The following is a 13330-nucleotide window of genomic DNA, read 5'->3' as shown; positions in this document are numbered from 1 at the left end:
CGCTTGCGGCGTTCATGCCTCATGACGCCTGAGCAGTCGGATCAAATCGCCCGTATCAAATTTCCCTGCTGCTAACGAGGACACGCAATGGAACTCTCTGACGAAATCACAATCAACGCCCCCAAGGACCAAGTCTATGCCGCGTTGAACGACCCCGAAATTTTGCAACAATGCATCCCCGGCTGCGAAGAGCTGATCAAGCACTCTGACACCGAGTTAGAGGCCAAGGTCCTTCTGAAAATCGGCCCCGTAAAGGCGCGGTTTGCAGGTAACGTCGTGCTGGATACCACCGGCGCGCCAGATGCATTTTCGCTGACCGGTCAGGGCACAGGCGGGGCTGCGGGCCACGCAAAAGGCGGCGCAGACGTGACGCTCACCGCCGACGGTGACAGCACGATCCTGCGCTATGAAGCCAAAGCTGAAATCGGTGGCAAACTTGCGCAATTGGGCAGCCGCCTGATCGTCAGCACATCCAAGAAACTGGCATCAAAGTTTTTCACAAAATTCGCCGAAGTCGTGGACACCGAAACTGTTGGCTGAACCCATCGACTATATTGAGCAGCCTGCCGATGTGATCGCGCAGGCCGCTCGCCTGATTAAGGCCGACACGCGTTTTGCGCTGATCACGTCAGTCGAAATTCAGGGCGGCTCCGCGCGGGAATTGGGCTCGCTCGCTTTGGTTGAGGCCAGCGGACGCATGATCGGCTACCTGTCCAATGGCTGCATTGACCGCGACCTCCAATTCCAAGCCCAAGAAGCCTTACACACAGGCACCAAACGCCTTTTGCACTACGGCGCAGGCTCGCCCTATCTGGACCTCAAACTGCCCTGCGGCGGCTCGCTCAAGGCGGTGATTGACCCCGCACCGGACCACGCCGCGATCATGGCCGCACACGCGGCATTGCAGGCGCGCAGGCCCGCCGACCTGACCGTCACCTTGCCCGAGGGCGCGACCCCGCGCACATTCACCTATACCCCCAAGTTTCAACTGATCCTCGCCGGGCGCGGCGCGGTTTTTCGCGCCACTGCCAAGGCCGCCCATGCCGCCGGGTTTGAGATCGGCGCGCTGTCCCCCGACCCCGAGGACCTAGAGGCCATCGCCCCCTTCGTCTTCGCCCATAGTCACAGCCTTAGCTCGCCAGAGCACGCCCCCGCGCTGGATTACCTAGATGATCACAGCGCGTTTTTGACCCTGTTTCACGACCACGATTGGGAACCGGCGCTGCTGGAACAAGCCCTGCGCACCAACGCGGCCTTTATCGGCAGTCTAGGCAGCAGAAACGCGATGTCCCTCCGGATGATGCTGCTGCGTGAAAAAGGTGTGTCCGAGGCACAATTGACCCGGCTGCACGGCCCCATCGGGATGATCCCTTCCCTGCGGGACGCCCAACTGATTGCGATTTCCGCGATTGCAGAGGTCGTCACGCACATGCCCCGAATTATCCACCGCAACCAACGCGCGGCTTGACCATCGGACATGAAAAAGCCGCCCCCGCTGATAGCTACGGGGCGACTTTTGATCTGCACGGGCCTAGCGGGACGTTGCCGGTTCAGGCTCTTGGACAGCGGTCGCTTCACCTTCGACAACCGCATCTTCGGGCTCAGGTGCATCGACCACTTCAGGCTCATCTGCGGCTTTGTTTTCAAGGGCACCCACGATCAATGGCAGCATCTCGGTGTTCAACGCAGGCGCATCGCCTGATGTCTTGGGCTCGGTCCATGCCAGCGTGTCAAAGCTGCCGCATTCGTCACACAGCGGCCCCCAAACACCCTGAACATTGCCACAGGCATCACAACACCACTGCGGCCCGCGCGATACGGTCAGCGCCCGCGCCAACCAGCCGCGCACGACCACATCATCCGCACCTTCGCCCCGCTCAATCGCCGCCATCAGCGACAGCGCACGGGTGGTTGGTTGGGTCTCGGCAATGTCGCCCATCGCACGGCGTGCTGCGGCGAAATCCTCAGCCGCAATCTGCAACTCGGCCTCAAGCAGCTTGGTCTCAGCATGGCCGGGCATCAGCTTAAGAAGCGGCCCAAACCGTTTGATCCGTGCCTGTGGCGTCTCATCGGCGTCGATCTGGGCAAAGGCTGCCGCGAGGTCTGGATGCGGCTGGGATTTCCACGCGGCCTTAAGGACCTTGGTTGCCGCACGGGCGTTGCCGCTGTCGATATGCATCCGTGCGGCCATCACCGCTGCGGGCACCAAATCGGGCGACATACGGTTCGCCTCTAGGCTTTCGGCCCGTGCGCTATCGGTTTTGCCCTGCGCCAAGGCATCCCGCGCCGAGGCCAGCGCCAATACCGCCGAGCGGCGTTTATGCACGTCCTTAGGCAAGGAACCGGATTTCAGCTTGGCCGTCAAAGTTTGGCGCGCACCGACCCAGTTTTCGTCCTGCGCCTGTAGCTTTAGCAAAACGTCCTGCGTTTCGGTGTGGCGCGGCTTTAGGGCAAAGGCCTTCTCCGCCAGCTTCATCGCCTTGTTGGTCTGTCCCGCCGCCAGTTGCTGCGACAGCAACCCGCGCACACCAACGAACCGGGTGCGGTCTTCTTGCAGCAGTCGTTTATACGCGGTTTCAGCCGTCAGCGTGTCGCCGGCACCTTCGGCGGCTTGGGCCGTCAAAAGGGTCGTCAGATCAGGCCGGCGCAGCAGGCGTTCAGCCTTTTGCGCTTTGGAAATCGCGGCTCGGTGATCCCCCGAGGCCAAAGCCATCATCCCATCGGACAAGGCTTCATACCCGCGCTTTTCCCGGTTCCGGTCAAAATACCGCGAAAGCGCCGTTTCGTCTCCGTTGATAAACCGCAAAAGCGCGACCAACAGGCCCGCGACCTTTAGCAACAACCACATACCCAACAGCAAAACCGCCAGCGAGATCACCGCGATCAGCGGTGGCAGCGTGTATTCTGTGCCCAAAAGCACGATGCGGATATAGTCGCTTGAGGCGATCAAGAACTCCGCCCCAAAGGCCAGCGCGCCGACCAAAGCCACAAAGACGAGTATTTTCAAAAGGGTCCAAAGCATAAAAGATCCTTAATTTGCGGCTTCAAAATCAGAAAGAGCGGTGGTGGCAGCGGCGCGGGTTTGCGCGGCCGTGCGCCACTCTGCCAGCGGGGCCTGCGCGGCCTCGGGCAACGCGGCGATCTCGGTCAGTGCGGTGCCCCAATCAGCGGCGCGTACAGCGGCCTCGGCGCGGGACAGAACCGCGTCGGGGTCGTCCCCTTCGCGTGGGGTCACAGACCGTGCACCCACTTGTTTTTGTACAAAGGCCAAGATGCTGCCTGCCGCATCACCTTCGGCTGCGGCTGCCCGCGCTGCCGCCAGCGATGCACGCGACAAATCTGGAAAGGCGTCTTGCAGGCTCTCGGCAGTGGCGACCCCATCGGCAGCCACAGCGCTCAGCGCATCTGGCACATTCTCAAGTGTCGCGAGAGCGGTCTCAAACGGCTCACCCGTTTCCAGCGCCGTGCGCACAACCTGCAACGCGGCTGCGGTTTGGGCTGCACGGGCCGCATTCAGCGCCTCGGTCTCCGCATTCGCAAGACCTTCCGCCTGAAGCGAGGCCATACGTTGCATGTCGGCGGTCAAGGCCGCACTCGCTGCCTGTTGCTCTGCCAACAACGCACGCAGATTGGCAAAATCACCCTCGGTGATCCCGCTGTCATCGCCAACGGGTCGCGCCTCTAGTGCTGCAATCCGGGCTTCTAGCTGCGCAAGCTGCGCTGTCAAATCTGCAGCGGCTTGCTCTAGCGGGGCAACATCCGGCACCGCAATCGCGGCGGCGGCATCACTGGCTGTCTGGGCTTGGCCCTGGGCCTCAGCAGCGCGGGCATCCGCCTCGGCCACGCTGGTTTCCAGCGTAGCCACCTGCGCCTGAAGCGCCACGACAGCTGCGTTCTCTTGTGGCATTAAATAGGTCGGCACCGCATAACCAAGTCCCGCCGCAATCACCCCGCCCAACAAAAGCGGTACAAATCCGCTCTTCTTTGGCTCAGGCTCGGGGGCCGGTGGCGCGGGTTCAGGCGTGACATCGGCTTCAATTTCGGCTTCAATCTCGGGCGTCTCGACGTCTTCAACCATCGGGTTTTCATCCACCGGCTCAGCACCCGGCACATCGGCATCCTCAACCGCATCGATCTCTGGCTCAGACACAGCGTCTTCAACCATATCAAGAGCCTCATCGGCGCTGACCGCATCTTCGATCTCGGGCATATCCGGGTTCTGGCTGGGCTCAGATACCTCAACCGCATCACCCACGATTTCGGCTTCTTCTGTGTGCGCCTTCTCTGAGGCCTTTGATTTAGACGACTTCGTCACGACTGACGGACCCCCTCCGAAATGTACACGCGCACGTGTCACCAATAATTGACACCCACCGAGTCATAAGCTTAGTCCGCTTCGGTTAATGTCTCAAGTGACGTGGCGAGAGGTCAGGCAATTTGCCACTTCTTTACGCATCGCTTCCCCCGTGGGGGCCGCGGCGACGCGCAAATCAGCCGCCTGTATCCCGGCGGCTGCTTCTGCAACAGCCTCACTCATGGCACACACAAAAAGCGTGGCACGCAAAGACGTTGGCAACGCCTTGGCAAAAATCTCTGCGGTTCGGGGCGAAAACAGCGGCACACATATCGCGCCCTTCGCCCCTAAAATCCTACGGGCCTCATCGGACAACGCCTGCGCCACTTGGTCATAGATACAATGGCCAGACACCCGAAGTCCCTGCGCCCGCAGCCGCCCCACCACATCGCCTCGGGTGAACCGCCCGTGCAAATGCATCACCGGGCCCGGCTCCGTCACGATCTCAACCAAGGCATCGGCGGTTTCGGCCATGCCAGCGATCTCAAACCCCAACGTTTTCGCCGCCTCAGCCGTGCGCGCGCCTACGCACCACGCACGCGAGCCAGCCCGACCACCCAGCGCGGCCCATGCCGTCACCCCGGCCTCGGACGTAAAAATCACCGCATCGCCATCTGCCAAATCAGGCAACGGCCCACTCGGTTCGATCCGCAGCAAAGGCGATACCACGGCAGGCACCTCACGGCCCATAGCCGCCTCTAGCCCCGCCAAAAAGCGAGCCGAAGCCAAGGCAGGACGCGTCAAAAGCAAATGCAAGCGGGTGTCTCCGTTTGGGCCCCATTGTCAGCGCGGGGTCCCGATGTTACCTGCCCCTAGGCTGACCGAAGGAGGCCCATGGCACAAGTGCTGACAGTTCTGGGGCTCGAAAGCAGCTGCGACGACACCGCAAGCGCGGTCGTCCGCTATGGCGCGCCTGCACCAATCGCATCGTCGGTGGTCTATGGCCAAACCGCTTTGCACGCGGATTTCGGCGGCGTCGTCCCCGAAATCGCGGCCCGCGCTCACGCCGAGAAAATCGACCTCGCGGTTGAGGCCGCCTTGCAAGAGGCCGAAGTGACCCTAGACGCCATCGACGCCATTGCCGTGACCGCAGGGCCGGGGCTGATCGGCGGTGTGTTGGCGGGCGTGATGTGCGCCAAGGGATTGGCTGCAACGCGCGGCTTGCCGCTGATCGGGGTCAACCACCTCGCGGGGCACGCCTTGACCCCGCGCATGACCGACGGCATCGCCTTTCCCTATGTCATGCTGCTGGTGTCGGGTGGGCATTGCCAGTTTCTGCGCGTCGATGGACCCGATGATTTCACCCGTTTGGGCGGCACTATTGATGACGCACCCGGAGAAGCATTTGACAAAACCGCGCGCATTCTGGGCCTGCCGCAACCCGGCGGCCCTTCGGTAGAGGCGGCGGCCCGCTCTGGCGACCCAAAGGCGTTTGCGCTGCCCCGCCCCCTGCTGGACCGACCCAATTGTGACATGTCCTTCTCGGGCCTCAAAACGGCTGTCCTGCGCGCCCGCGATGCAGTGATCGCGCGCGACGGTGGCCTGCACGAAGCCGTGCGCGCTGATCTATGCGCCGCATTCCAAACCGCGGTCCGGGACGTTCTAATTGCCAAAAGCCGCCGCGCATTGGCGCTCTGCCCAGATGCCACAACATTCGCCGTGGCCGGTGGCGTCGCGGCCAACCAAACCCTGCGCGCCGGCCTCACCGGACTGGCAGAGGAAGCGAACCTGCCGTTCTGCGCCCCGCCCTTGCACCTGTGCACCGACAACGCCGCGATGATCGCATGGGCCGGCGCAGAGCGTTTGGCGCTTGGCGCGCGCGACGACATGACCCTAGCGGCGCGCCCCCGCTGGCCGCTGGACACCACCAGCCCCGCGCTGCTTGGGTCGGGCAAAAAGGGGGCCAAGGCATGAAGACAGGCCCTAAAATTGGCGTTGTGGGCGCAGGTGCATTTGGCACGGCCTTGGCCGTATCGCTGGCGGCAAACGGCCCCGTCTGGTTGTGGGGTCGCGCGGGAATGGAGGCTGTCGCCACATCCCGCACCGCACCGCGGCTGCCCGGTGTTACCCTGCCTGATTCAATCAATATTACACGCAATATCAACGGCTTGTCGGACTGTGACGTGCTGTTGCTGGCCATGCCCATGCAGGCGTTGGCTGACACGCTACCGACCCTGACTGGGCTCTCAGCGCGCTATGCCGTAGCCTGTTGCAAAGGGATCGACCGGACCCGTTTGACCGGCCCAGCCGAGATCATCGCAAGCGCGTGGCCCCATGTGACACCCGCTGTTCTGTCCGGCCCCAGCTTTGCCGCCGACATCGCGCGCGGACTGCCAACCGCGCTTAGCCTTGGGTGCGCGGATGACGCCGCCGGAACCCTACTTCAGGACGCGCTATCCACACCGACGCTGCGGCTATACCGCACCACGGATGTGACCGGGGTCGAACTGGGTGGCGCGCTTAAGAACGTCATCGCGATTGCCTGCGGCTGTGCGATGGGCGCTGGCTTGGGCGAAAGCGCGCGGGCGGCATTGATGACACGCGGGTTCGCCGAAATGCAGCGCTTTGCGGCCCATGTCGGTGCACAGCCCGAGACGCTTCAGGGATTGTCAGGCTTTGGCGATCTGGCTTTGACCTGCACGTCGGCACAATCACGCAACTATACCTACGGGCTTGCACTGGGGGCCGGGACCAGCCCTGCCAACGCCACTGTCGAAGGCCGCGCCACGGCCCAAGCCCTGCACGCCCGCGCCACTGCCGAAGGGCTGGACCTGCCGATCACTGCCGTGACCGCCGCGATTGTCACGGGCCAAATCACCGTCAAAGATGCTATGTCCCGCTTGCTCAGCAGGCGCCTGAAAGAGGAATAACCCATGTTTTATGTTGTCATCTGCACCGATAAACCCGACCACTTAGAGGTCCGCCAAGCCAACCGCGCCGATCACGTGGCCTACCTCAAGGCCACGAACGTCACGCAAGCGGGGCCGTTTCTGGACGCAAACGGCGATATGTGCGGGTCTTTGGTGATTTTGGACGTGGCGGACCGCGCCGCCGCCGAAAGCTGGGCCGCCGCCGACCCCTACAAGCTAGCCGATCTGTTCGCAGACGTTCGGATTGAGGCATGGAACCGGGTTATCGGCTGATGGCGGCGCACTGGCTCTTTAAATCTGAACCCTCCGTTTGGTCGTGGACCGATCAGGTCGCCAAAGGCGATCAGGGTGAAGAATGGGACGGCGTGCGCAACTATCAGGCCCGCAATTTCATGCGGGCCATGGCGGTCGGTGACTTGGGATTTTTCTACCATTCGCAGGATGAAAAAGCAGTGGTGGGCATTGTCGAGGTCTGCGCCCTTGCTCACCCCGACAGCAGTACGGATGATCCACGCTGGGAATGTGTGGACATCCGCGCCAAAGGCCCTTTGCCCCGCCCCGTCACCTTGGCCGAGGTCAAAGCCAACCCCGCGCTAGCAGACATGGCATTGGTGAAGTCACCGCGATTGTCCGTCCAGCCCGTCACACCAGAGGAGTGGGCTGAGGTCCTGCGAATGGCCGGAGCATAACGTATACATCAATGTATACATTGTTTTGAGCACCACTTCACTGGACACCACCCGGCACGGCGGCGTAGGAGAGCGGCGACCTGACCCCGGAGCCGATGCCATGACCGACCAAACTCAAACACCCGCTGATGACCGCCTGATCGTGGCGATGGACGTGCCCAACGCGCTGGCAGGTCTGGCCTTGGCTGAGCGGTTGGGCGATGCGGTATCATTCTACAAGATCGGTCTAGGCATGCTGACCGGCGGCGGCCTTGCACTGGCCAATGAGCTAAAGGACGAGCACGGCAAGAAGATCTTCCTCGACATGAAGCTTTTTGACATCTCGAATACGATTGAAGCCGCTGTGCGTGGTTTGGCACAATTCGATATCGATTTTTTAACGGTACATGGTGACCCACACGTGGTGCGGGCGGCCAAAGAAGGGGCTGCGGGATCGAACCTGAAAATCCTTGCGGTAACAGTGCTGACGTCCTTGGACCGGACCGATTTGGACGCCTGCATGATCAAGGACGGCGCAATTGGCGACTTGGTCGTGGAACGCGCCGGACGCGCCCTGGAGGCCGGTGCTGACGGGGTAATTGCATCACCCCATGAGGCGGCGTTGATCCGAGCGTTGCCCGAAGCCAAAGGCCGGTTGATTGTGACGCCGGGTGTGCGGCCTACGGGTGCGGCCTTGGGCGATCAGAAGCGCGTGGCGACGCCTGCCTCTGCGATTGGGGATGGGGCCGACCACATCGTTGTGGGCCGCCCGATCCACACAGCCACCGATCCGCGTATCGCCGCGCAGGCGGTTGTTGAGGAACTTCGGTCCATTTGATGAACTGCTAGGGCGGAGGGGGCGCTGCCCCCGGCCCAAACGGGCCTCCCCCGGGATATTTTTAAACCAAAGAGCTTTGGCTAGTCGTTAATGTCGTAGTCGAAGGTTTTGGGCTTATCGCCTTTGACCCGGAACATCAGCCGCAGGGCGATCCAACCGGCCAATGAAGCGATGGCGAAGATGGCCATAAGTGCGGACAGGCTGACCCCGGTCAGGACGCCAAGGCCGAGGCCTGCGCCGACCAGCCCCGCCCCGATTGCGAAGCCCAGCAAAACGAATGCGGGTGCCAGCATTTCGAGGATGCCGAGGATAATGGCCGCGACGATCCAGATCCACCACGTGGCCCAGAGCATCACGTGCGACCCCGCAGCATTTTGAAGGCCTCACCGAAAGCATCCATTGCGGAGGCTGGGACGACCACGGTTTGGGAGCCTTGTGACGCGCCTAGCGCGGTCAAAGCTTCGACCTGTTTGAGAGCGACTTGATATTGGGCCGCCTCAAGGCCATTTTCCTTGATCGCGTGTGCAACGACTTGGGTGGCGTAGGCTTCGGCATCGGCTTGGACACGGCGGGCTTTGGCCGCTTGTTCGGCGGCATAAAGGTCTGCGTCGGCGGCGAGTTCGACGGCACGGCGCGCGCCCTCAGCCTCTGTCACGGCGGCGCGGCGGGCGCGTTCGGCGTTCAGCTGTTGGAGCATCGCATCACGGGTCGCTTGGTCGAGGTTCACGTCCAGCAGTTCGGCGCGAGTGACCTCAATCCCCCAGTCATCCACGGCTGTTTCAACCGCGATCTTAATCTCATGAATGAGGCTTGAGCGATTGGCCTGCACATCGTCCAACTCCATCTTGCCGATTTCAGCCCGGACGATGCCCGCCACGGTCGTGGCGATAGCGGCGTCTACGTCACGGATGCGGTAGACGGTGCGCTCAGGCTCGGTGATGCGGTAGAACACCGATGTTTCCACCTGCACCAACACGTTGTCGGCGGTGATCGCGTCTTGGCTGGCGTTTGGCAATTGGCGTTCGAGGATTGAAATTCGGTGCGCGACCTTATCCAGAAACGGCACAATCAGGTTGATCCCTGGCCCAAGTACCGACCGAAGGCGGCCAAACCGCTCTACCACGTGTTTTTCGGATTGGGGCACGATGCGTACGCCAAGAAGGATCGTTGTGATAATAAAACCGGCCAGCACGATCCAAACCGCGTTGTTTCCGACAAAGCCCAATAGGATATCTTCAATGTTCATAATGCTCTCCAACATGCCCCATGGGTATATATAGGGCGTTCACACCTGTTGCGGAACCCATTGCTGCGCGGGGGGCGTTGCGGGTAGATTAGGCTATGCCCACCCTTTGTCGCGATTGTTTGGCCCAGCTAGAGGCTGCTCCCCGGCGGTGCCCATCGTGTGGCTCGCCCCGGTTGCTGTCACACCCGGAATTGTGGGATTTGGGCATCGCGCATATGGATTGTGATGCGTTTTATGCCAGCGTCGAAAAGCGCGACAATCCGGAACTGGCTGACAAGCCGGTCATCATCGGTGGGGGGCGGCGCGGGGTTGTATCGACCGCCTGCTACATTGCACGGATCAAGGGCGTGCGGTCTGCAATGCCGATGTTTCAAGCGATTAAGCTGTGCCCCGAGGCTGTGGTCGTGCGGGGGCGGATGGAGGTCTATGTCGAAGTCTCACGCACGGTGCGGGCCTTGATGGAAGAGCTGACCCCGGAAGTCGAGCCACTGTCATTGGATGAGGCGTTTATGGACCTGACCGGTACGGCGCGGCTGCATGGCGCCCCGCCTGCAGTAATGCTGGCGCGGCTGGTGAAGCGTATGCGTGACGAGATCGGGATCACCGGGTCTATTGGATTGTCGCACAACAAGTTCTTGGCAAAAATCGCCTCGGACCTTGATAAACCGCAGGGGTTTGCGGTGATTGGTGCAGCGGAAACGGATGCATTTTTGCAGGACAAGCCGGTTCGGATGATTTTTGGCATCGGCCCCGCCGGGCAAGACGCACTGGAGACCGCTGGCATCCGCACATTTGCGGACTTGCGCCGCTGGGATCGAGCCGATCTGGGTGCGCGATTTGGCAGTATGGGTGACCGTTTATGGCACCTGAGCCGAGGCCAGGATCCGCGCAAGGTGTCGTCCCGCACGCCGGTCAAGTCGATCTCAAATGAGACGACATTTCATGACGATACGGCGGATGGTGACGTGCTGGATGGCCATATTTGGCGGTTAGCAGAAAAGGTGAGCGACCGGGCCAAGGCCAAGGGGATCGCGGGGCGGGTCGTGACGCTAAAGCTAAAGACTGCGGAATTTGCCCTAATCACGCGGCGGCTTTCGCTGGGGGATGCCACGCAGATGGCCGACCGGATCTATCGCACAGCCAAGGGGCTGTATGATGCGGCGGGCGTGCGCGGGCCGTTCCGGTTGTTGGGAGTCGGGATATCCGATCTGGAGCCCGCTGAGGGTGCGGATCGCACCGCCGATCTGTTGGACCCTGACGCGGGCAAGCGGGCCGACGCGGAACGGGCCACCGACAAAATCCGCGCGCGTTTTGGCGAGGGGGCTATTCTCAAGGGGCGCGCCTTGCGCTAGGCAGGCGCTATGATTGATCCTGTTGACCTGACCGCCCGCCTTGTTCGCTGCCCCTCTATTACGCCAGAGGAGGGTGGCGCGCTTGTCTTGCTGCAAGACCTATTGGAGGAAGCCGGGTTCACATGTACCCGCGTCGACCGGGGCGAGACGTCAAACCTGTTTGCCCGCTGGGGTGACAAAGGCCATGCGCGCACCTTTGGCTACAACGGGCACACGGATGTGGTCCCATTGGGTGACGTGAATGAGTGGACCAAGGCACCCTTTGGCGCGGAAATTGAGGACGGCTGGCTGTACGGGCGCGGCGCGACGGACATGAAATCCGGTGTTGCGGCCTTTGTTGCAGCCGCAGTTGAATTTGTACGCGACACCCCGCCCGACGGCGCGCTGATCCTTGCGATTACCGGGGATGAAGAAGGCCCCGCAACGGACGGCACCGTGGCCTTGCTGGACTGGATGGCCGCGCAGGGCGAGGCGATGACCGATTGCCTAGTGGGCGAGCCGACGTCAGCCACGGACATGGGCGACATGATGAAGATCGGGCGGCGCGGCTCAATCTCAGCGTTTTTTACGGTGACCGGCACGCAGGGCCATGTTGCCTATCCGCACAAGGCGTTGAACCCAATGCCAGCTTTGGTCACGCTGATGGACCGGCTTAGCCGTCATGAGCTGGATCAGGGCAATGCGCATTTTGATCCATCGACCCTAGCGGTCACCACGATCGACACGGGCAACACCGCGACCAATGTCATTCCCGCTGAAACGCGGGGCACCGTCAATATCCGTTTCAATGACATCCACACAAGCGCGTCGCTAACCGATTGGTTGCAATCGGAAGCAGACAAAGTGGCGGCGGAATTTGGCGTTAGCATTGCGATGACGACGCGGGTGTCAGGCGAAAGCTTCCTTACCCCGCCCGGGCCGTTGACCGATCTGGTCGCGCGCGCGGTACAACGCGAAACCAACCGCGTGCCCGTAATGTCCACAGGCGGCGGCACGTCGGACGCGCGGTTTGTGATGCGCCACTGCCCGGTCGTGGAGTTCGGTCTTGTGGGGCATCGGATGCACGCCGTGGATGAGCGCGTACGTGTTGAGCAGATCAGCCAGTTGAAGGGCATCTACACCTCGATCCTGCGCGACTATTTTTCAAACTAGCTGATAATCCGCACGCTCTTTAGATATCTCATTGAGATTTAACTAGGGTGGGCGCTCAGGCGGGTGCTACGTTCGGCTGGCACGGCACATTATGCCCAACGCCAGCCGGAGACGCCATTGGACCCGCTATCGTTAGTACTCAGCGTAGCATTCGCGCTTGGCTTGATAGCGATCATTCAGAGCCTGCGATCCAGCAAAACACCTTCGCCGCCGCAGAATAGTGCCCCCACGCCCAAAGCGGAGCGCCACATAGGGCCAAGCGCGCCGGACCCCATATCGGTTGAACCACCCGCAGTGGCTGCCTCGGCAAAGACGGTGGCGACAGAAACGTCGCAAATCAAAGCGCCAGCACAGTCACCAATCCCGCCTAAATCCGCACCAATCAAGGTGACGCCCCCGGTGCAGCCTCGTGAAGTCCTCGTCGGGGCAGCTTATGTCATTGATGGAGATAGCCTTCGGATAAAGAAACGTGAGATCAGATTGTTTGGCGTTGACGCTCCAGAGTTTAACCACCCCCATGGCAAGACTGCCAAATGGGCCTTGTTCAAGCTGTGCAAAGGTGAGCGGGTACATGCACACATCATCGCCGAGGACGACCATGGCCGCTGTGTCGCGCGATGTACGTTGGACGATGGCCGCGATCTTTCGGCAGAAATGGTCAAGCTGGGCCTTGCGCTGGATTGGCCCAAGTTTTCCAATGGTCGGTATCGCGCACTAGAAGCCGATGGCTTGCGCCGCAAACTCTGGCTGGCGGACGCGCGTCAGAAGGGGCGCATGCACGTTTGGGACGCCTATGAGGCGCGACAGCGGGATCGCGCAAAAAACTAGGGGCGCCGCACTGCGACGCCCC

At 61.6% G+C, this 13330-nt stretch carries 16 protein-coding genes; 10 read left to right on the top strand and 6 right to left on the bottom strand.

Annotation, left to right across the window (positions count from 1 at the left end):
• Positions 1-87 precede the first annotated feature (87 nt).
• Positions 88-540, top strand: coding sequence for an SRPBCC family protein (locus AC4GMC_RS05165; protein WP_038005780.1), 453 nt, complete (start codon positions 88-90; stop codon positions 538-540).
• The gene (locus AC4GMC_RS05160) at positions 533-1468 is read left to right on the top strand and encodes an XdhC family protein (RefSeq protein WP_487879374.1); all 936 of its coding nucleotides are present in this window, start codon (positions 533-535) and stop codon (positions 1466-1468) included. The genes AC4GMC_RS05165 and AC4GMC_RS05160 overlap by 8 nt, the downstream gene beginning before the upstream one ends.
• A 63-nt stretch (positions 1469-1531) precedes the next feature.
• On the opposite strand, the gene AC4GMC_RS05155 is transcribed toward AC4GMC_RS05160, so the two are convergent.
• The 3 genes from AC4GMC_RS05155 to AC4GMC_RS05145 form a co-directional block, all read right to left on the bottom strand.
• On the bottom strand, positions 1532-3022 hold the full coding sequence (locus AC4GMC_RS05155) for a heme biosynthesis HemY N-terminal domain-containing protein (RefSeq protein ID WP_487877910.1): 1491 nt from the start codon (positions 3020-3022) through the stop codon (positions 1532-1534).
• 9 nt (positions 3023-3031) lie between these two features.
• Positions 3032-4315, bottom strand: coding sequence for a COG4223 family protein (locus AC4GMC_RS05150; protein WP_487877911.1), 1284 nt, complete (start codon positions 4313-4315; stop codon positions 3032-3034).
• A gap of 93 nt (positions 4316-4408) precedes the next feature.
• Entirely contained in the window at positions 4409-5110 is a 702-nt protein-coding gene (locus AC4GMC_RS05145) for a uroporphyrinogen-III synthase (protein ID WP_487877912.1), read from the bottom strand.
• A 78-nt stretch (positions 5111-5188) separates the two neighbouring features.
• Between AC4GMC_RS05145 and tsaD the strand changes: the two genes are divergently transcribed.
• From tsaD to pyrF, 5 genes are all read left to right on the top strand, one after another.
• Positions 5189-6268: a tRNA (adenosine(37)-N6)-threonylcarbamoyltransferase complex transferase subunit TsaD gene (gene tsaD, locus AC4GMC_RS05140; protein ID WP_487877913.1), complete on the top strand. Its 1080-nt coding sequence runs from the start codon at positions 5189-5191 to the stop codon at positions 6266-6268.
• A complete protein-coding gene (locus AC4GMC_RS05135; RefSeq protein ID WP_487877914.1) occupies positions 6265-7224 on the top strand; it encodes an NAD(P)H-dependent glycerol-3-phosphate dehydrogenase in 960 nt (319 codons plus the stop codon). The genes tsaD and AC4GMC_RS05135 overlap by 4 nt, the downstream gene beginning before the upstream one ends.
• Positions 7225-7227: 3 nt before the next feature.
• Positions 7228-7497, top strand: a complete 270-nt coding sequence (locus AC4GMC_RS05130) for a YciI family protein (RefSeq protein WP_487877915.1) — start codon at positions 7228-7230, stop codon at positions 7495-7497.
• A complete protein-coding gene (locus tag AC4GMC_RS05125) occupies positions 7476-7913 on the top strand; it encodes an EVE domain-containing protein (RefSeq protein ID WP_487879234.1) in 438 nt (145 codons plus the stop codon). Before AC4GMC_RS05130 ends, AC4GMC_RS05125 begins: the two co-directional genes overlap by 22 nt.
• A gap of 100 nt (positions 7914-8013) precedes the next feature.
• Entirely contained in the window at positions 8014-8730 is a 717-nt protein-coding gene (pyrF, locus tag AC4GMC_RS05120) for an orotidine-5'-phosphate decarboxylase (RefSeq protein ID WP_487878112.1), read from the top strand.
• Between the two features lie 80 nt (positions 8731-8810).
• Here the strand turns inward: pyrF and AC4GMC_RS05115 are convergent, their stop codons facing one another.
• Both AC4GMC_RS05115 and AC4GMC_RS05110 read right to left on the bottom strand, forming a co-directional pair.
• Positions 8811-9083 carry an NfeD family protein gene (locus AC4GMC_RS05115; protein ID WP_487878115.1) on the bottom strand — a complete coding sequence of 91 codons (273 nt, stop codon included), beginning with the start codon at positions 9081-9083 and terminating at the stop codon, positions 8811-8813.
• Positions 9083-9976: an SPFH domain-containing protein gene (locus tag AC4GMC_RS05110; protein ID WP_487878111.1), complete on the bottom strand. Its 894-nt coding sequence runs from the start codon at positions 9974-9976 to the stop codon at positions 9083-9085. The genes AC4GMC_RS05115 and AC4GMC_RS05110 overlap by 1 nt, the downstream gene beginning before the upstream one ends.
• A gap of 95 nt (positions 9977-10071) precedes the next feature.
• Between AC4GMC_RS05110 and AC4GMC_RS05105 the strand changes: the two genes are divergently transcribed.
• Together AC4GMC_RS05105 and dapE are read left to right on the top strand one after the other, a co-directional pair.
• Complete coding sequence (locus AC4GMC_RS05105) at positions 10072-11328, top strand: DNA polymerase IV (protein ID WP_487878110.1); 1257 nt, start codon at positions 10072-10074, stop codon at positions 11326-11328.
• A 9-nt stretch (positions 11329-11337) separates the two neighbouring features.
• Complete coding sequence (gene dapE / locus AC4GMC_RS05100) at positions 11338-12480, top strand: succinyl-diaminopimelate desuccinylase (RefSeq protein ID WP_487878109.1); 1143 nt, start codon at positions 11338-11340, stop codon at positions 12478-12480.
• 176 nt (positions 12481-12656) lie between these two features.
• On the opposite strand, the gene AC4GMC_RS05095 is transcribed toward dapE, so the two are convergent.
• Positions 12657-12866 (bottom strand): hypothetical protein, encoded by a 210-nt coding sequence (locus tag AC4GMC_RS05095; RefSeq protein WP_487878116.1) that lies wholly within the window; start codon positions 12864-12866, stop codon positions 12657-12659.
• A gap of 94 nt (positions 12867-12960) precedes the next feature.
• Between AC4GMC_RS05095 and AC4GMC_RS05090 the strand changes: the two genes are divergently transcribed.
• Positions 12961-13308 carry a thermonuclease family protein gene (locus AC4GMC_RS05090; RefSeq protein ID WP_058123030.1) on the top strand — a complete coding sequence of 116 codons (348 nt, stop codon included), beginning with the start codon at positions 12961-12963 and terminating at the stop codon, positions 13306-13308.
• The last annotated feature ends 22 nt before the right edge of the window (positions 13309-13330 follow it).

Source organism: Thalassobacter sp., assembly GCF_982993085.1.
The sequence above is the reverse complement of the archived record's forward strand: the minus strand, read 5'-3'. Positions and strand labels throughout refer to the sequence as shown.